Below are 18,672 nucleotides of genomic sequence, written 5' to 3' on the forward strand. Positions count from 1 at the left end.
ACATTGCTGCGCAAAGGCAATGTCGCGGTCACACTGAAGTTTCCGAGATGATCCTTATGCGCCTGTTTGCACCGCTGCTTTTCCTTTTCCTGCCCGCCGCCGTACAGGCCGCATGCGAAGGGAATGATCTGAGGCCGGGACTGAGCCCTGCGGTAAAGTCCGAACTGCAACAGGCAGTGGCCGATATCCCATTTCCCGAAGGTAACCACTGGATCGCTTCCAAGGGCGACACGGTTCTACACCTTGTTGGCACGTTGCATGCCAATGACCCACGCATGGACGCAGTGGTCGAACGGCTAACGCCGACCCTCAGCGTTGCGGACGCGTTTTATTTCGAGGTAACGCAGGAAGAAATGGACGCGTTCGAACAAGACCTGGCCAAGGACATGAGCCCGGTGATGATCACCTCGGGACCCAGCCTGATTGACCTGATGTCCGAGGAAGACTGGTCTGCCCTGTCTGACGGGCTATCCGAGCGCGGTATCCCCGGCTGGATGGCAGCCAAAATGCGGCCCTGGTTTCTGAGCATGATGCTGGGCGTCCCCCCGTGTATGATGCAGGACCCCAGTGCGAGCCACGGGATGGACGCCCGTCTGGATCAACTGACTGACGAGTTGGGCATCCCCAAACGCTCGCTTGAACAGGTTGCCGATCTTATGAGTATGTTCGACAGCCACCCCATCGAAAAGCAGGTCCGGTCCCTTGTGCGGATGGCCGGTGCCATGGGCGGCAGCGAGGATCAACTGGCGACGATGGCCAATGCATATCTGGAAGAGAAACATGTTGAAATCATCCAGCTCGCCCGCCTGCAGGGTTTGGAAGACTCGGGCCTGCCGCCCGAAGTATTCGACGAGGAATGGAATGATTTCGAGCAAAAGCTTCTGGTCGAGCGCAACAGCAAATGGATGCAGAAAATTCTGAACATTCAGGAGCAAACTGTCGTGATCGCGGTCGGTGCCGGGCATCTTGGGGGCGATTACGGGCTGCTGAACCAATTGCAACAGGCCGGGTACACCCTGACCCGCGCCCCGTTCTGACCCACCTCGATTTCAGACCAACCGTCGCAGCGTAGACACTGTCGGGTGACAACCCCGGCGGACCGCCCTATAAGGCGCGCAAAATGATCACCCTCAGGACGCTGACATGACAACGCTCGTATTTGGACATAAATCCCCCGACACCGACTCCACAGGTTCACCTATCCTGTGGTCATGGTACCTGAACGAAATCAGAGGCGAACAGGCTGAGCCGGTTTTGCTGGGCGAACCCAACACCGAAGCGGCATTCCTGCTGCAGCGCTGGGACCTGCCAAAGCCGCGCATCATCGAGGACGTGGCCGAGGGCGCGCCGGTTGTCATCGTGGACACCAACAACCCGGCCGAGCTGCCAGCCAGCGTAAACAGCGCCGACATCCGCGCGATCATCGACCACCACAAACTGGTTGGTGGACTGGAAACCAAAGGTCCCATCGACATCACCGTGCGCCCGCTGGCCTGCACGGCGACCATCATGATGGACCTGATCGGTGACGACGCCGCCAATATGCCCGACGCCATCAAAGCCGCCGCTCTGACCTGCATTCTGTCGGATACGCTGGAATTCCGCTCGCCCACCACCACCGCACATGACCGCGCAGTGGCCGAGAAGCTGGCCGCTGATCTGGGCCTGGACATCGCGACCTATGCCGCCGAAATGTTCGCGGCCAAATCGGATGTGTCGTCTTTCTCGGACGCCGAACTGATCCGCATGGACAGCAAGGAATATGAGATCGACGGTACCAAGTTCCGCGTTTCGGTTCTGGAAACCACCGCACCGGGCGTTGTACTGGACCGCAAGGCAAGCCTAGCGGGTTCGATGGCTGACGTAGCCAAGGAAGACGGCGTTGATCAGGTTCTGCTGTTCGTGGTCGATATCCTGAACGAAGAAGCCACGCTGCTGGTACCCAACGATCTGGTCAGGGGCGTCGCGGAAAAGAGCTTTGGCGCAAGCGTGGACGGCGATGCAGTAGTCCTGCCCGGCATCATGAGCCGCAAAAAGCAGATCATCCCGAACCTCAAGGTCTGACGCTGACAAACATCCCAATCGAAAGGCGCCCCAACACGGGCGCCTTTTTTCTTTGCTACTAATGTTTTGCGCGAATGGCATCCGTTGGTAGTCTGAAATCAATAGCCAGACAGCGAATTGGGTCAGACGACGTTCATGAGTTCCCGCAAGTTCAGCACCACACGCGACATCCTGAGATTTGAGGGCAAGGACAAACCTGCCTATTGGCGGCGGTTTGCCATGCTTCTGACGTTATCCGTGGTGATCGCCACAATGGGTATGCTGCGAGATTCTGGTGCGGTGGTCATTGCCGCAATGCTTGTTGCGCCATTGATGACCCCGATCCTTGGGGTTGCGGCGGCGATGGTCATGGGGTGGTTGGGTCGCGCGTTCAAACTGGCTTTGATTGTCTGCGGCGCCGCAGTGATCAGCGTCTTACTGGCGTGGCTTCTTGTCTATCTCGCAGACGTCCCTCGCGGCATTCTGATCCCCGATCAGGTTCTGGCCAGAACGGATCCGGGCACCGAGGATCTGATCGTTGCGCTGGCCGCCGGGGTGGCCGCTGCATACGTTCAGATCAACCGGTCTGAGGCCAGCCTGCTTCCCGGTGCAGCCATCGGCGTGTCATTGGTGCCACCTCTGTCTGCTTCGGGTGTGTTGCTTTATTTCAACGAACCAGCCGAGGCCTATGAGGCTGGCCTGCTTTTCGCCACCAACCTTGGTGCGATCATTCTGTCCGCTTGCGCAGTTTACATCGTATATGCAGCGCGGGCGGTGGCGTTTAGCAAGGGTCGGCGCAAGCTAAACTTCACCGCAAGCGTGGTGGTGACACTGGCATTCCTGGCCTTCGTTGTCCTTCAACTTGGAAAGTCGACCTACAACCGTTACCTCGAAACCCGGACCGAGGCGCAGTTGGCGCAAACGATCCGGGACTGGGCCGATCCGGTGTCGGTCGAGATCATCCGCGTGGACGTGAATGCCAAACGCAAACACGCCGATATTTGGCTGATCGTGGACCTTCCGATTGAAGCCGCTTACAAAGTATCCTCGATCGCCGGTTTGCTACCCGAGACCCTGCGTGACACGCCTTTGGTCGACGTACTTCAGAAAGAACTGGGGCCGGGTTATCTGGTCGTAGTCCGTTTCCAGAACAGGATCGGCGCACAGATCATATTGGGCACCGAAAACGTCCAACAAGCACCCGATGTCGAAGAAATCGTCGAATGACACGATCAGACACACCGTGTTCGACCCGCAATTGGTATTGCGGGATGGCCAAGAGGTGAAAGCTTTGCCATAGCTGTCACAACTCAAAATTTCAGGTCCCGAGGCTCCCATGACCCAGATCATCCACACGCTTTCCGAGATTTCAGGCCGCTACAAGGCACTGTTCGTTGACCTGTGGGGATGCGTTCACAACGGCATCACTGCCTATCCCGATGCGGTCGCGGCTTTGCAAAACTACCGGGCGCAAGGCGGGATCGTTGTGCTGGTCACCAACTCACCCAAACCGCGTGCTGGCGTGGCTGAGCAGCTTGGACAATTCAATGTCCCCGCAGATGCCTATGACACCATCGCCACCAGTGGGGATTCGGCACGTTCCGCCATGTTCCGTGGGGCGGTTGGTGAAAAAGTCTATTTCATGGGGGAATGGGAACGCGACGCGGGTTTCTTTGAGCCGCTGAAAATACTACACCATCCGATCCACATCGAACGTGTCCCGCTGGATGAGGCCGAAGGGATCGTCTGCTGCGGGCCGTTCGACCCAATGGCGGATCCGGCGGTCAATCGCGCCGATTTCCTCTATGCCAAGCAGAAAGGCATGAAGCTGCTCTGCGCCAACCCCGACATCGTTGTTGACCGGGGCGAGATACGCGAATGGTGCGCGGGCGCGTTGGCGAAGCTGTATACCGAGATGGGAGGCGAGAGCCTGTATTTCGGAAAACCCCACCCCCCGATCTATGATCTTGCGCGGCGCAGGCTGCAGGAATTGGGTCATGACATCCCTGATGGCGACATTCTTGTGATCGGCGACGGCCCGCATACGGACATTCTGGGCGGTATGGGCGAAGGGATTGATTCTCTGTTCATCTCGGGTGGTTTGGCCGCAGCGGAAACAAAAACTGAGCATCATCCGCATCATGAATCCCTAAGTGATTATATTGCAAAGGAAAACATCAATCCTACCTACACAATCGGTCGATTGAGGTAGTCAGAAAAGACTTGATTTTCTGCAGTTGCGAAGTAATAAAGTTGCCAAACCGGGGCGACTTGAGTTGTTTTGTTGCCCATTGAACTCGAGTGAGGGCGACATGTTGGATAATCTTCCACGCGGCACGATCTGTATTGAAGACATCGAGATGGGCATGACCCGCCACCTGCGCAAAGTGGTGACGGACGAAGATATCGAGATGTTCGCGCAGGTTTCGACGGACCGGAATCCGGTACACTTGGACGACGACTATGCCCGCGACACGATCTTTGAAGGTCGTATCGCCCACGGCATGTTGACGGCGGGCCTGATCTCGGCCGTGATCGGCGAGCAGCTGCCGGGCCACGGCACGGTCTATATGGGTCAGTCTCTCAAATTCCTGGCTCCGGTGCGCCCTGGCGATATGGTCTATGCCGAGGTCAAAGTGATCGACATAGACTTTGCCAAGCGTCGCGTGAAACTGGATTGTCACTGTGCGGTCGATGGCAAGAAGGTGCTGGTAGGCGAAGCCATGGTTTTGGCCCCTTCGCGCAAGTTCGACTGAAGATTCGATACCTTTATCCTTTTGAAGGGCACTGGGAACGGTGCCCTTTTTTGTTGCGCGGCATTTGTACCAATCAGGTGCTTGAACCCGGTCACCAGTCCCGCTAGGCAAGCTACATGCAGATCATCCGTGATTTCCAGTTTGTCGAGCCAGAAGACCGCGGTGCCAGTGTGGCAATCGGGAACTTTGATGGCGTGCATGTGGGCCATCAGTCGGTGATTGAACTTGCACAAAGCGTGGCCCCGGATGCTCCGCTTGGTGTTCTGACGTTCGAGCCTCACCCTCGCGAGTACTTTGCACCCGATGCCCCACCTTTTCGTCTGATGCGCGGAAACGCACGTGCGCACCGGTTGGAGAAACTGGGTGTACAAAAGCTGTACGAATTGCCGTTCAATGCAGCGCTTGCCGGTCTGACGCCCGAAGGCTTTGCCCGCAATGTCATCTGCGAGGGACTTGGTCTATCGCACGTCGTGGTCGGCGCGGATTTCTGCTTCGGCAAAGGGCGCAGTGGCACCGCCGAAGACATGGCCCGGTTCGGGCAAGAGATGGGGTTTGGCGTCACCATTGCACCGCTCATGGAACGATCTGACGACGTGGTATCCTCGACTGGTATCCGCACCGCGCTGACCGATGGCCGCCCCCGCGACGCCGCGGCAATGCTGGGCCATTGGCACCGGGTCGAGGGCGAGGTGATTGGCGGCGAACAACGCGGGCGCGAGCTTGGCTTCCCCACCGCGAATATGTCCATCGAAGGGTTGCACCCGCCGAAGTTCGGCGTCTATGCGGTGCTGGTCGATGTGCTCGACGGACCTCATCAGGGCAGCTATCACGGCGCCTCTTCGGTTGGCGTGCGTCCCATGTTCAACGGAGAGGTTCCGAATATCGAGACCTTCCTGTTCGATTTCTCAGGCGATCTGTATGGCTCAACCCTGTCCGTCGGCCTGGTCGAATACCTGCGCCCAGAGATGACGTTTGACGGGCTGGATGCCCTGATCGCGCAGATGGATGCCGATTGCGACAAGGCCCGCACCCTGTTGGCCGCGCTATGACCACCGACCCGATAGATCGCAAAGGCCTTGGCCCACGGTTCTGGGAACGCAAACCGCTGACCAAGATGAACCAGCGCGAATGGGAAGCCTTATGCGACGGCTGCGGCAAATGCTGCCTGAACAAGCTTGAGGACGAGGACACCGGCGAGGTCGCCCTGACCTGCGTCGCCTGCCGTCTGCTGGACGATGAGACCTGCCGCTGCACGCAATACGACATCCGCCACCAATTCGTCCCGGAATGTATCGTGATGAAGCCCAACAACATCGACGATCACGCCTATTGGCTGCCCCAAACTTGCGCCTATCGACTGCTGTGGGAGGGGAAGCCGCTTTACGACTGGCATCCCCTGATATCAGGTACACCGGACAGCGTGCACGCAGCTGGCATGTCAGTTCAGGGGCGCACGGTGTCCGAATTCGAAACCCCCTTGGAAGAGTGGGAAGACTATATCATTGAGGAACCCAGCTGATGTATTTCGCCTCTGACAATTCCGGTCCGGTTCACCCGCAGGTTATGGCCGCTTTGAACGAAGCCAATCAGGGCTTCCAAATGGCCTATGGGGCCGACACCCTGATGAACGAAGTGCGCGATCGTATTCGCGGTATCTTCGAAGCGCCGGGGGCCGCAGTCTATCTGGTGGCCACCGGGACAGCTGCGAATTCGCTGGCTCTGGCGACACTCTCAAACCCATGGGAAACCGTGTTCTGTTCACCCGTCGCGCATATCCATGAGGATGAATGCAACGCGCCCGAGTTCTATAGCGGCGCAAAGCTGACACTGGTGCCGGGCGGCGACAAAATGGAGCCCGCAGCGCTGCGCCGCACGATTTTGGCCGAGGAAACACGTGGTGTGCACGGCCCCCAGCGTGGGCCCGTGTCGATCACGCAGGTGACAGAGCGTGGCTCGGTTTACTCACTGGCCGAGTTGCAGGCGCTGTGCAGTGTTGCCAAAGAATACGACCTACCAGTTCATCTGGATGGTGCCCGGTTCACCAACGCGCTTGTCGCGCTCAATTGCTCACCCGCTGAGATGACGTGGAAAGCGGGCGTGGATGCGGTCAGCTTTGGCGGCACCAAGAATGGGTTGATGGGTGTCGAAGCTGTGGTTTTCTTTGACGAATCCAAGGCCTGGGAGTTTGAGTTGCGCCGCAAGCGTGGTGCGCATCTGTTCTCCAAGCATCGTTATTTGTCCGCCCAGATGTCTGCATATCTGGAGGATGATCTTTGGTTGCAGTTGGCCCGGCAAGCCAACGCTAACTGCGCGCATCTGGCCGATGGTCTACGCGGCAAAGGCGCAACCTTCCTGCATGAGCCACAAGCCAATATGATCTTTGCGCAGTTTTCGCGCGCGCGTCACAAGCAGTTGCACCAAGCGGGTGCGGTTTATCATCTGTGGGGCGCAGAGCTGGACGGTGCGGATGACGACGAGATCCTAGCCTGTCGACTGGTCTGCGACTGGTCGATCAACTCCGATGATATCGACCGGTTCATCGGCTTGTTGTGATTTCAGGGGTTAGGGGCGTCATCCTGTCCACAACATGGTTCAGGATAGACCACGCCAAAACTTTCGAATGACGGCAGCCGTCTGATCCGGGTGAGTGATTGGGACCATGTGGTCAGCACCCGAAACAACGCCCGTTCTGGCATTGGGAAGCCGCCGGGCAAGACCTTCTCCGATCGCGGGCATGACGGGGTGCGTCTCAGACCCGCTCAGGATCAGAACCGGCATGGATGCGCGGTCCAGAACGCCAGGGTTCAGCATCCCCTTCTGATCAAGGAACAAAGCGTCATCAACGGCGGGCACAACGTGAATACCACGGATCATTCCCGCGCGTGTCCGCTCTGGCAATTCGGGCCATCGTGGGCCGTTCTGTGCGCCCCACATCCGGTTAAACAATCGGGCGGCTTGCTCAAAATTCCCGGCCGCGAGCGCATCAGAGACAGGTTTCGCCTCTTCATCATGTTGCCGCACCAAATCGGGCGTGTCCTGAATCGCAACCGCAAAGAACACAGGTTCGATCAGGACCGCACTGCGAACCAGGTCCGGAAACTCGACAGCCAGCCGAAGGGCCAGCATTCCGCCAAAGGAATGCCCGATCAAGTCCATCGGTCCGGTCAGGTGCGCGGCCGACAGTTGGGTCACTTGGTCAAAGAGATCCCCGTGCCCGTCCCAATCTGTACTGCGGCCATGGGACGGCATGTCTGGGGTCGTAAATGTCGCCTCGCCCTCTAGAGCCGTCGCCAGCCCCGACCACGCCCCGGAATGCGCGATTGTGCAGTGCAGGGCGAGCACCTCGCGCGCGCCCTGACCCAACGTTCTGACAAAGATCTTGTCTGTCAGGGGGGTGTCCCTCACCCCTTCAGTTCCGACATATGGCGGTCCAGATCATCCAGCCGGTCCTGCCCCCAGAACCGCTGATCGTCTTCGGTGATGTAAAACGGCGCGCCAAATACGCCGCGATCCACGGCCTCTTCCAGATTGGCGGCATAAGTTTCCGCGCCCACCAGAAGGCCGCTATCCGCCAGCCCCGGATCAAAACCGGCCTGTGTCAGGCAATCGCGGATCACATCATCCTGCGCGATGTCTTTCTCCTCAGCCCAACAGGCCCGCACGAAGGAATGCGCAAGTTTGCCGACATCGCCTGATCCATCCTTGATCGCAGCAATGATCGCATAGGATGACGGCGCCGCATTGGTCGGCCAATGCGCGGGTTGCAGATTGAACTCCATCCCAAGCTGCTTGGACTGTCGCTGTAGTTCCTGTACCCGATATTCGATCCGAGAAATATGGCGGTCCTTGGGTGGAGTGCCCCCCGTGCGCCCAAACAGGGCGACAATATCCATCGGCTTGTAGTTGATCGTCGCGCCATGTTTCGCCGCGACCTCTTCCAACCGCATACCCGCCAGATAGGTATAGGGCGAGAGTGTCGCAAAATAGTAGTCAATCTGGGTCATCTGCACTTTCTCCGCTGCGTTATCTTTGCTGGACGTTAGACCCGTGCTAAGCGGTGTCAACATCACGAATCTGTCACATTGCCATTGCTGCCCGGGGACCTCAGCCGATGCCGACACTCAACGAACCCAAGCTTATCGCTGGGAACGCCAACCTTCCTCTTGCCGAATCCATCTCGCGACGCATGAGCCTGTATCGCGGCGTCGATCAGAATCTGGTCGATGCGCGGGTCGAGCGCTTTAATGACGGCGAGATTTTCGTCGAAGTGTTCGAAAACGTGCGCGGCGAGGATATGTTCATTGTCCAACCTACGTCGAACCCAGCGAATGACAACCTGATGGAGTTGCTGATCATCGCCGATGCGCTGCGCCGGTCTTCCGCACAGCGTATCACCGCCGTGATACCCTATTTTGGTTACGCCCGTCAGGATCGCCGCACCAAGGCGCGGACGCCAATCAGCGCCAAGCTGGTGGCCAACATGCTGACCGGTGCAGGGATCGAGCGGATCCTGACCATGGACCTGCACGCAGCACAGATTCAGGGGTTCTTCGACATGCCTGTCGACAACCTTTATGCATCGCCGATTTTTGCGCTGGATGTGAAACACCAATTCCAGGACAATCTGGACGAGCTTATGGTCGTATCACCTGACGTAGGCGGCGTGGCCCGCGCGCGCGAGCTCGCCAAGCGCATCAACGCCCCCCTGTCGATCGTAGACAAACGCCGCGAAAAGGCGGGCGAAGTGGCTGAGATGACAGTGATTGGCGACGTCAAAGACAAGATCTGCCTGATCGTCGACGACATGTGCGACACCGCGGGTACGCTGTGCAAAGCCGCTCAGGTCCTGCTGGATAACGGTGCGAAGGAGGTTCACTCGTATATCACGCACGGCGTCATGAGCGGCCCCGCGGTCGAACGCGTGACAAATTCGGTGATGAAATCTCTGGTGCTGACCGACACGATCCAGCCCACCAAAGAGATCACCAACGCCAAGAACATCCGCATCGTACCAACCGCTCCAATTTTCACTCAGGCAATCCTGAACATCTGGAACGGAACAAGCGTGTCTTCGTTGTTCGAGGACAAGACGCTGACCCCAATCTACGAGTCGATGTATCACATGGACTGACCAAGTCGGGCGGCGCAGCAGCCGCCCTATTTTGTCAACACACAAAGGCAGGACGAACCCGTGACAGCCTCAAAACGCATTGTTCTTTCCAGCGACCACGCAGCGATCGCGCTGCGCCAGGCGGTCGCCGATCATATCTCGGCACAAGGCTGGGAAGTTGTCGATATCGGCCCCAAAACACCGGAAAGCACGCACTATCCCGTCCACGGCAAAGCTGCAGCTCAGGCCGTTGCTTCGGGCGAGTGCCACCTTGGGATCGTCCTGTGTGGTACAGGTCAGGGCATCATGATGGCGGCCAACAAGGTTCCGGGCATTCGCTGTGGCGTGTGTTCTGACGCCTTCTCGGCCCGCATGATCCGCGCGCACAACAACGCCAACATGCTGTCGATCGGCGCGCGTGTCGTGGGCGAAGGTCAGGCCCTTGATATCGTGGATGCGTTTCTGGAGGCCGAGTTCGAAGGCGGGCGTCACGCAACCCGTGTGGACATGATCGAAGAAAACGATTGATAGGGTTCAAGTCCAAAGACCTTTCGAAGCGAAACTAAGTGCAAAAAACGCTTGTTCACGGCACTGATGAAAACACATTACGCCCACCACCTTAGGGATCGGGCAGGTGGTTGAGGGGACCCGCCTGTCCTCGTCACACCCCCATTTTCGACGTATTTCAACGCTTGCTCCCGCTGGAAAACCTTTCACAAGAGAGGCCACCCGACCAATTGTCACCACATTCTCGCAGCAAGTTGCAGTTTATTGCGAAACCAAAAGAAATCACCTTATGTCAAACGCCAATTTTCACGATCGCATACAACGCATCAACGCCAAATCCCAACAACCTCGGGCAACGTTGTATGGCGGGTCACAAACCGCCCCGACACAGGTAAAAAAGAAACCGAACCTAGCTGTTGTGTTTGCCGGTTCTCTCTTAATGTGCATGGGACTATATATTATCAAGGACCTAAACGAAGAATACGAAGTGCTTCGCGATAGCAATGGCCTAGGGTTCATAACTGCGTTTGCTCTGAGTGGCGTGGTTTTTCTTCTAGCGGGTTGCTTCATCCTCTTTCGCGCTTTTTTGAGCAAACGAAGTTCCCGCAATGGCACTGCGCTTCAAAGTTCAGAGAACGGTGAACCCCAAATCCTAAGAGCATCGGGCAAGGCGCAAACACTAAGCTCGGTTTTCGGCCTCATACTCGGTGTTGGTGCATGCGTTTGCTTTTTATCAGGGGTGATGGCTACAAGAGTTGCAACTGAGACCGGGTTTGAGGTCTTTCAGAGTACTTTAGTGGTTTCGATTTCTTTGCTTGTTTCTTCGATACTCATCGGACTCGTTGGCGTATTTCTGCGTGGATATGCGCTTGGCCGAGTTCCGGTGTATTTTGCAATCGGCGCATTGGCGACCTTTTCGATAGTCCTTTTTACAGGATTGCCCGAGCAGTTAATGGAGTACTTCTATTCCGCTTTGCAGTAACTACGAGCGAATGGAAACAGAGGTGGTGCCAGATGATTGACCCTCAGTATTAAGAGATATTCCAATCGTCGTCATGGGCCACCTCTCCGATTGCGGTCCATGTGACCCGTATCCGGGCGATCCGTGTATCGGACCATGTGCGGAAAACGGCGCTAAAGCCCTCTGGTGTGATGTCTTCAGCCGTGACTTCGGCGCGCAGAGCGGAAGATGTATCCACATCCCACAAAGAAACACCGATCTGAACCACCGGATTGGATCGGAACGGTTGGTTGAAAACAACACTCGACCGCCTCTGGCGCGGTCCTTCGCCCGTCCACATTTCGCCACCATCGGCGAATTCGGAAAAAATAACTGCCTCGCCTTGGTCAATACCAATTGGATGGGTTCGAAACGTCTTCATTGATTTGTCTTTATCTATGTAATTCCGGACCTTAACCCGTCGCATTGATAAAATCACGATAAAAAAACGGCCCCGCGTTTACGGGGCCGTTTCTAACTGTCGGAATGCGGTGAGCCTTACAGGCTCATATGCGTTCCAAGGGCTTCCATGTCGGCCAGCAGTTTGGCAGCGTCATCGACAATTGTCTGATCATCGCCTGCCTTGGCTGCTTCGTGCGAAGCACGCGCCTCGGCGACCAGATCGTCCAGATGCGACCGTGTCACTTCGGCGACCGGAATGGCTTTTTCAGCCAGAACCGACAGGCCATCGCCATTGATCTGAGCAAACCCGCCGGTGACCAGATATTCACTGGACCCTTCGGGTGCCTCGACCTTCAGGATACCCGGGCGCAGCGTCGTGATGGTGGGGGCATGATCAGGCATCGCCGTCATGTCCCCGTCCGCGCCGGGAAGCTGGACCGCGGTCGCGCTGAGCGAAGCAAGGCTCCGCTCGGGGCTGACGAGGTCAAATTGCATCGTGTTTGCCATCAGGTTTGCTCCTTAGGCGGCTTCTGCGGCCATCTTCTCCGCTTTGGCGATCACGTCGTCGATGCCGCCAACCATCAGGAAGGCTGCCTCGGGCAGGTGATCGTATTCGCCGGCCACAACGGCCTTGAACGACGCGATGGTGACATCCAGAGGAACCTGAACGCCGGGCGAGCCGGTGAAGACCTGTGCCACGTCGAACGGCTGCGACATGAAGCGTTCGATCTTACGGGCACGGGCCACGGTCAGTTTGTCCTCTTCCGACAGTTCGTCCATGCCGAGGATGGCGATGATGTCCTGCAGCGACTTGTAGCGCTGGAGGATCTGCTGAACGTCGGTCGCAACGGTATAGTGCTCTTCACCGACGATTGCCGGATCAAGCAGACGCGAGGTCGAATCGAGCGGGTCAACAGCAGGGTAAATACCCTTTTCCGAGATCGCACGGTTCAGAACGGTGGTCGCATCGAGGTGCGCGAACGACGTCGCAGGCGCGGGGTCGGTAAGGTCATCCGCAGGGACGTAGACGGCTTGCACAGAGGTGATCGAGCCCGACTTGGTCGAGGTGATCCGTTCCTGCATCGCGCCCATGTCGGTCGCCAGCGTCGGCTGATAGCCCACCGCCGAAGGGATACGGCCCAACAGGGCGGACACTTCGGAACCTGCCTGTGTGAAGCGGAAGATGTTGTCGACAAAGAACAAAACATCGGTACCGGTTGCGTCACGGAATTGTTCCGCAAGGGTCAGGCCCGACAGAGCGATCCGCATACGTGCACCCGGAGGCTCGTTCATCTGGCCGTACACCAGCGCGATTTTCGAATCTTCCAGCTTTTCGGGAACGATAACACCGGATTCGATCATCTCGTGATACAGGTCGTTGCCTTCACGGGTCCGTTCACCAACACCCGCGAACACGGACACGCCCGAGTGCACTTTGGCGATGTTGTTGATCAGCTCCATGATCAGAACTGTTTTACCAACGCCGGCTCCGCCGAACAGACCGATCTTACCGCCTTTGGCGTAAGGGGCCAGCAGGTCAACAACCTTGATGCCGGTAACCAGAACTTCGGATTCCGTTGCCTGATCCGAAAAGTCTGGCGCAGGCTGGTGAATGGCGCGCGTTTCTTTGGTTTCAACGGGGCCTTTTTCGTCGATAGGTTCGCCCACAACGTTCAGGATTCGTCCCAGTGTTGCGTTGCCGACCGGAACCGCGATCGGTGCGCCAGTGTCAGTTACAGCTTCGCCGCGAACCAGACCTTCGGTTGCGTCCATCGCAATGGTGCGGACAGTGTTTTCGCCCAGATGCTGTGCAACCTCCAGAACCAGCTTTTTGCCGTTGTTGGTTGTATCCAGCGCGTTCAGAATTTCTGGCAGCTGATCTTCGAAGTGCACGTCGACGACGGCCCCGATGATCTGTGTGACTTTGCCTTTTGCATTCGCCATGTTTCGTCTCCGGTTTGTCTCTACAGCGCCTCAGCGCCGGAAATAATTTCAATCAGCTCGTTGGTGATCACGGCCTGACGCGAACGGTTGAACTGGATCGTCAGCTTGTCGATCATCTCACCCGCGTTGCGTGTTGCGTTGTCCATCGCGGACATACGTGCACCCTGTTCCGAGGCTCCGTTTTCGAGCAGAGCCGAGAAGATTGCAGTCGCAACCCCCTTTGGTAGCAGGTCGGCCAGAATGGCCTCTTCGCTGGGCTCGTAGTCGAACACGGCACCACTGTCGTCGCCCTCGGTATCCTCAAACGAGGCTGGGATGACCTGTTGTGCCGTCGGGATCTGGGTCACAACGTTGACGAACTTCGAGTAGAAGATCGTGGCAACATCGAACTCACCCCCATCGAAACGGGACAGGATGCCCTTGGCGATGTCTTGCGCGTTGGTGTAACCCAGACGCTTGACTTCGCTCAGGTCGATATGTCCAACGAACAGATCGCCAAGGTCACGCTTGAGCGCGTCGCGGCCTTTTTTGCCGACAGTCAAAACCTTGACCGTCTTGCCTTTCAGGCGCAGCTCTTCCGCTTTGACACGGGCCAGCTTGGCGATGCTCGAGTTGAAGCCGCCACACAGGCCGCGTTCAGCTGTCATGACAACCAGCAGGTGGACATCATCACTGCCCGTACCACGGAGCAGCTTGGGGGCGCTGTCGCTGCCCCCGACCGATGCCGCCAGCCCCGCCATCACGGCATTGAACCGTTCAGCATAGGGACGCGAGGCTTCGGCAGATTCCTGGGCGCGGCGCAGTTTTGCAGCCGCGACCATCTGCATGGCCTTGGTGATCTTGCGGGTCGATTTGACCGACTCGATCCTGTTTTTAAGATCCTTAAGATTTGGCATGTGCCCGCCTCTCCCTTAAGCGAAGGTTGCGGCGTATTCGTCCAGCGCAGCCTTGATCTTGTCGGAAGCGTCGCCCTTGATCTTGGGATCTTCGTCGGTGATCCACTGAAGCAGGTCGGCGTGCTTGCCGCGCAGGTGCGCCAGCAGGCCAGCTTCGTAACGGCCAACATCGGAAACGTCGATCTTGTCGAGGTAACCGTTGGTGCCGGCGAAGATGACACAGACGATTTCAGCGTTGGTCAGCGGCGAGTACTGCGGCTGCTTCATCAGCTCGGTCAGACGCGCACCACGGTTCAGCAGCTGCTGGGTCGCGGCGTCAAGGTCGGAACCAAACTGCGCAAACGCAGCCATTTCGCGGTACTGAGCCAGTTCCAGCTTAACCGGACCGGCAACCGACTTCATCGAGTTGGTCTGAGCCGAAGAGCCCACACGCGAAACCGACAGACCGGTGTTCACAGCAGGACGGATGCCCTGATAGAACAGTTCGGTTTCCAGGAAGATCTGGCCGTCGGTGATCGAGATCACGTTGGTCGGAATAAACGCCGAAACGTCACCACCTTGCGTTTCGATAACCGGCAGAGCGGTCAGCGAGCCAGCACCGAAGTCTTCGTTCAGCTTCGCCGAACGCTCCAGCAGGCGGGAGTGGAGATAGAAAACGTCGCCAGGATAGGCTTCACGTCCGGGCGGACGACGCAGCAGCAGCGACATCTGACGATAGGACACAGCCTGTTTCGACAGGTCATCATAGATGATCAGTGCGTGGCGGCCATTGTCGCGGAAGAATTCGGCCATTGCGGTCGCGGCATAGGGTGCCAGGAACTGCATCGGCGCCGGGTCGGACGCGGTTGCGGCCACAACGATCGAGTAGTCAATCGCGCCGGACTCTTCCAGTTTCTTCACCAGCTGCGCAACGGTCGAACGCTTTTGGCCGATCGCAACGTAAACGCAGTACAGCTTCTTCGACTCGTCGTCGCCTGCTGCATCGTTGTAGGTTTTCTGGTTCAGGATGGCGTCCAGAGCAACGGCAGTTTTACCGGTCTGACGGTCACCAATGATCAGCTCACGCTGGCCACGACCAATCGGGATCATCGCGTCAACCGATTTCAGGCCGGTTGCCATCGGTTCATGAACCGATTTACGCGGGATGATGCCAGGTGCTTTGACGTCAGCAACGCCACGCTCGGTGGATTCGATGGGGCCTTTGCCGTCCAGCGGGTTGCCCAGACCGTCAACAACACGACCCAGCAGACCGTTACCAATCGGAACGTCCACGATCGAGTTGGTGCGCTTGACGATGTCACCTTCTTTGATGTCACGGTCGGAACCGAAGATAACAACACCAACGTTGTCGCTTTCCAGGTTCAGCGCCATGCCCATGATGCCACCGGGGAATTCGACCATCTCACCCGCTTGCACATTGTCCAGACCGTATACGCGGGCAATCCCGTCACCGACGCTCAGCACGCGACCGATTTCGGCCACTTCGGCTTCCTGACCAAAATTCTTGATCTGGTCCTTCAGGATTGCAGAAATCTCTGCAGCTTGGATTCCCATTTATCCGACCTCTTTCATTGCATTCTGTAGGGAGTTGAGCTTCGAACGGATCGAGCTATCGATCATCTTCGAGCCCACTTTAACGACAAGACCGCCAATGAGGCTTTCATCAACGGTCGCATTTATTGTCACGGTCTTGCCCACACGCTCGGACAGCGTCTTGGACAGTTTTTCCAGTTGTGTCTTGGTCAGCGCCTTGGCCGACGCGACATCGGCGGTCACTTCGCCACGTTCGTCCGCCAGCATGTCGCGCAGAACCTGCACCAACTCGGGAACTACGAACAGACGGCGCTTCTGAGCCATCAGAGCCAGCGTGTTACGCATGATGGCGTGCAGACCCATTTTGTCAGCGATTGCGGTAATGGCGCCTTCTTGTTCGGCACGCGAAACCAGAGGCGATGCGATCAGGTCGCGCAGTTCGGCGCTTTCGCCCAATGCTGCTGCCAGATCGTTGATTCCGGTTTCCAGACCTGCGAGGTCATTATTCTCTTTGGCGATCTCAAAGATCGCGGTGGCATAGCGCTTGGCAATGCCTGTGGAAATCGAAGCTGGTTCGGACACGTCCACCCTTCCGATATTTTGGGCCCCGAATTCGCGTTGCGGCAGCTACCCCGGGGGCGTGAAGAAACCCCGGCCAGACGGTCGGGGATCAAAATCACCGGGGATGTAGCAGAGCCGAACCCAGCTAGCAATATATTATCACGGCAACAGGTTTATCCACAAAATGTTCAATTTCAATTACTTAAGGAGGGTGCGACCCTTTTATCCGGCTGAAACAGACGAAAAATGTTACGAAAGTGTAGGTTTTTGCGATTCCTGTGTCCTTTTTCCCTCAATTTTTGCGAATTGAAGAGGGGAAATGACCGGGCTGCTCAGGCTGGTTTCAGAAGGCCATCAAGCGCCTTTATCGGACGACGTTCGGCATCCTTTGCAACACTGCCGCTGGGCGGTCGGATGTGTTTTGTCACCTCAACCATAAGCACTCCGCCTGCCATGACTGTTGGCAGCCTTTGGCCAGTCTTTTCGATCAGGCTCGCCGACTTCAGCCAGAAACGGCGGAATGACGGCGGCAGATACAGAGCCGAGCAATGGCTTTCCGGGATGAAGTGATGCGCCTTGAGCTGACTTTCCAGCTGCGAGGCTGTGTACGGTCGGCCAAAGCCAAACGGGGTCTTATCCGTCCGAGACCACAAACCAGCCCGATTGGGCACAACAAAGAATGCGCGCCCCCCTGGCCCCAACACGCGCCAGCACTCATTTAGCAATTGGCTGGGCCGCTGCGAGGTTTCAAGCCCGTGCATCACAATCAGCTTGTCGACATGACCTGTTTCAATCGGCCACAGGGTTTCTTCGGTCAGAACCGACACATTGGGCATTCCGGCGGGCCAGGGCATGACGCCTTGCGGGCCTGGCATCAAACCGATCACGCGGCGGGCGTCCGCAAGATAAGGACGCAGCAATGGAACCGCGAAGCCGAATCCAGCAACCGTTTGCCCCTTGGCCTCGGGCCATTGCTCGATCAGTCGCCCACGGATCGCCGCCTGCGCGGCACGACCCAGAGTGCTGCGATAGTAGAAGTTCCTCAAATCCTGCACATCAAGATGCATTGCAGACACCCGGTCAATCGGCTTAGCTGGGCGCAGTCTAGCAACGAAAGGGCAAAAGGCCATGCCTCTTGAGGTCGTTACCATCCCATGTCTCAGCGACAATTACGCATTTCTGGCGCATGACGCCGCAAGCGGCAATACCGCACTGGTCGACGCACCCGAAGCCGGACCCATTCTGGCCGAGTTGGACAAGCGCGGCTGGACATTATCCCATATTCTTCTAACCCATCACCATTGGGACCATGTGGATGGCCTGTCTGCCATTTTGGAAAAGCACCCGGCTAAAGTTGTTGGCGCGGCCGCCGATGCGCACCGCCTGCCCCCACTGGATAAGCAGGTCAGCGACGGCGATACATTTGAATTCGGAAGCGAGCAGATTCGGGTGCTGGATGTGTCCGGCCATACTGTTGGCCATGTCGCCTTTTACATGCCGAACAGCGCAGTTGTTTTCACCGCGGACAGCCTCATGGCATTGGGGTGTGGGCGCTTGTTCGAAGGCACGGCGCCACAGATGTGGGCCTCGCTCGGCAAGTTGGCCGCGCTTCCCGATGAGACAATCGTATGCTCCGGCCACGAATACACGCAATCAAACGCAAAATTCGCGTTAACCGTCGATCCAACCAATGCCGCACTGCAAAAACGCGCTGATGATATCAACCGCGCGCGCGCTGCCGGAGAACCTACGGTTCCTTCGACGATGGCGCTGGAAAAGGCCACAAACCCGTTCTTGCGGGCCGCTGAACCGGCGATTCAGGCGCATTTGGGAATGCAAAATTCGGACCCCGCAGAAGTTTTTGCTGAAATTCGGACTAGAAAAGACAGCTTCTAGTACCCAAATTGCCTTCCTCACGGC

21 protein-coding genes are annotated in these 18,672 nt (G+C 57.4%); 12 read left to right on the top strand and 9 right to left on the bottom strand.

The annotated features are described in order from the left end of the window. Positions 1-56 precede the first annotated feature (56 nt). The 8 genes from QMP16_RS07075 to QMP16_RS07110 all read left to right on the top strand — a co-directional run bounded on the left by QMP16_RS07075 (position 57) and on the right by QMP16_RS07110 (position 7,352). Positions 57-1,037, top strand: a complete 981-nt coding sequence (locus QMP16_RS07075; protein ID WP_282151783.1) for a TraB/GumN family protein — start codon at positions 57-59, stop codon at positions 1,035-1,037. A 106-nt stretch (positions 1,038-1,143) separates the two neighbouring features. Further along, entirely contained in the window at positions 1,144-2,064 is a 921-nt protein-coding gene (locus QMP16_RS07080; RefSeq protein WP_282151784.1) for a manganese-dependent inorganic pyrophosphatase, read from the top strand. Between the two features lie 135 nt (positions 2,065-2,199). Then, positions 2,200-3,270 carry a DUF389 domain-containing protein gene (locus QMP16_RS07085; protein ID WP_282151785.1) on the top strand — a complete coding sequence of 357 codons (1,071 nt, stop codon included), beginning with the start codon at positions 2,200-2,202 and terminating at the stop codon, positions 3,268-3,270. 109 nt (positions 3,271-3,379) lie between these two features. Beyond that, the gene (locus QMP16_RS07090) at positions 3,380-4,255 is read left to right on the top strand and encodes a TIGR01459 family HAD-type hydrolase (RefSeq protein WP_282151786.1); all 876 of its coding nucleotides are present in this window, start codon (positions 3,380-3,382) and stop codon (positions 4,253-4,255) included. Between the two features lie 100 nt (positions 4,256-4,355). Beyond that, on the top strand, positions 4,356-4,799 hold the full coding sequence (locus QMP16_RS07095; RefSeq protein WP_058275996.1) for a MaoC family dehydratase: 444 nt from the start codon (positions 4,356-4,358) through the stop codon (positions 4,797-4,799). A gap of 116 nt (positions 4,800-4,915) precedes the next feature. Beyond that, positions 4,916-5,848, top strand: coding sequence for a bifunctional riboflavin kinase/FAD synthetase (locus tag QMP16_RS07100; RefSeq protein WP_058275997.1), 933 nt, complete (start codon positions 4,916-4,918; stop codon positions 5,846-5,848). Next, the gene (locus QMP16_RS07105) at positions 5,845-6,318 is read left to right on the top strand and encodes a YcgN family cysteine cluster protein (RefSeq protein WP_282151787.1); all 474 of its coding nucleotides are present in this window, start codon (positions 5,845-5,847) and stop codon (positions 6,316-6,318) included. Before QMP16_RS07100 ends, QMP16_RS07105 begins: the two co-directional genes overlap by 4 nt. Further along, positions 6,318-7,352 carry a threonine aldolase family protein gene (locus tag QMP16_RS07110; RefSeq protein ID WP_282151788.1) on the top strand — a complete coding sequence of 345 codons (1,035 nt, stop codon included), beginning with the start codon at positions 6,318-6,320 and terminating at the stop codon, positions 7,350-7,352. Before QMP16_RS07105 ends, QMP16_RS07110 begins: the two co-directional genes overlap by 1 nt. A 39-nt stretch (positions 7,353-7,391) precedes the next feature. On the opposite strand, the gene QMP16_RS07115 is transcribed toward QMP16_RS07110, so the two are convergent. Further along, entirely contained in the window at positions 7,392-8,204 is an 813-nt protein-coding gene (locus tag QMP16_RS07115) for an alpha/beta fold hydrolase (protein WP_282151789.1), read from the bottom strand. Then, positions 8,201-8,803: a 2-hydroxychromene-2-carboxylate isomerase gene (locus tag QMP16_RS07120; protein ID WP_282151790.1), complete on the bottom strand. Its 603-nt coding sequence runs from the start codon at positions 8,801-8,803 to the stop codon at positions 8,201-8,203. The genes QMP16_RS07115 and QMP16_RS07120 overlap by 4 nt, the downstream gene beginning before the upstream one ends. Before the next feature lie 107 nt (positions 8,804-8,910). Here QMP16_RS07120 and QMP16_RS07125 point away from each other — a divergent pair, with 107 nt between their 5' ends. The 3 genes from QMP16_RS07125 (at position 8,911) to QMP16_RS07135 (ending at position 11,398) form a co-directional block, all read left to right on the top strand. Then, positions 8,911-9,930 (top strand): ribose-phosphate pyrophosphokinase, encoded by a 1,020-nt coding sequence (locus tag QMP16_RS07125; protein ID WP_058275513.1) that lies wholly within the window; start codon positions 8,911-8,913, stop codon positions 9,928-9,930. A 60-nt stretch (positions 9,931-9,990) separates the two neighbouring features. Next, positions 9,991-10,437: a ribose 5-phosphate isomerase B gene (rpiB, locus tag QMP16_RS07130; protein ID WP_282151791.1), complete on the top strand. Its 447-nt coding sequence runs from the start codon at positions 9,991-9,993 to the stop codon at positions 10,435-10,437. Between the two features lie 268 nt (positions 10,438-10,705). After that, positions 10,706-11,398, top strand: a complete 693-nt coding sequence (locus QMP16_RS07135; RefSeq protein WP_282151792.1) for a hypothetical protein — start codon at positions 10,706-10,708, stop codon at positions 11,396-11,398. A 49-nt stretch (positions 11,399-11,447) separates the two neighbouring features. Here QMP16_RS07135 and QMP16_RS07140 read toward each other — a convergent pair whose 3' ends face one another. The 7 genes from QMP16_RS07140 to QMP16_RS07170 all read right to left on the bottom strand — a co-directional run bounded on the left by QMP16_RS07140 (position 11,448) and on the right by QMP16_RS07170 (position 17,819). Then, positions 11,448-11,798, bottom strand: coding sequence for an H-type lectin domain-containing protein (locus QMP16_RS07140; protein WP_282151793.1), 351 nt, complete (start codon positions 11,796-11,798; stop codon positions 11,448-11,450). Positions 11,799-11,914: 116 nt separating this feature from the next. Then, positions 11,915-12,325 carry a F0F1 ATP synthase subunit epsilon gene (locus QMP16_RS07145; RefSeq protein ID WP_058276005.1) on the bottom strand — a complete coding sequence of 137 codons (411 nt, stop codon included), beginning with the start codon at positions 12,323-12,325 and terminating at the stop codon, positions 11,915-11,917. A 12-nt stretch (positions 12,326-12,337) separates the two neighbouring features. Then, positions 12,338-13,762, bottom strand: a complete 1,425-nt coding sequence (gene atpD, locus QMP16_RS07150) for a F0F1 ATP synthase subunit beta (RefSeq protein ID WP_058275509.1) — start codon at positions 13,760-13,762, stop codon at positions 12,338-12,340. Positions 13,763-13,782: 20 nt separating this feature from the next. Then, entirely contained in the window at positions 13,783-14,658 is an 876-nt protein-coding gene (locus QMP16_RS07155) for a F0F1 ATP synthase subunit gamma (RefSeq protein WP_058276006.1), read from the bottom strand. Between the two features lie 15 nt (positions 14,659-14,673). Further along, entirely contained in the window at positions 14,674-16,212 is a 1,539-nt protein-coding gene (gene atpA / locus QMP16_RS07160; RefSeq protein ID WP_058275507.1) for a F0F1 ATP synthase subunit alpha, read from the bottom strand. After that, the gene (locus QMP16_RS07165) at positions 16,213-16,773 is read right to left on the bottom strand and encodes a F0F1 ATP synthase subunit delta (RefSeq protein WP_058276054.1); all 561 of its coding nucleotides are present in this window, start codon (positions 16,771-16,773) and stop codon (positions 16,213-16,215) included. A gap of 311 nt (positions 16,774-17,084) precedes the next feature. Further along, positions 17,085-17,819 carry a class I SAM-dependent methyltransferase gene (locus QMP16_RS07170; RefSeq protein WP_109313357.1) on the bottom strand — a complete coding sequence of 245 codons (735 nt, stop codon included), beginning with the start codon at positions 17,817-17,819 and terminating at the stop codon, positions 17,085-17,087. Between the two features lie 61 nt (positions 17,820-17,880). Here QMP16_RS07170 and gloB point away from each other — a divergent pair, with 61 nt between their 5' ends. Continuing rightward, positions 17,881-18,648 (top strand): hydroxyacylglutathione hydrolase, encoded by a 768-nt coding sequence (gene gloB / locus QMP16_RS07175; RefSeq protein WP_282151794.1) that lies wholly within the window; start codon positions 17,881-17,883, stop codon positions 18,646-18,648. Positions 18,649-18,672 lie beyond the last annotated feature (24 nt).

This window comes from Ruegeria atlantica (assembly GCF_947495585.1).
Taxonomy (GTDB): Bacteria; Pseudomonadota; Alphaproteobacteria; order Rhodobacterales; family Rhodobacteraceae; genus Ruegeria; species Ruegeria atlantica_G.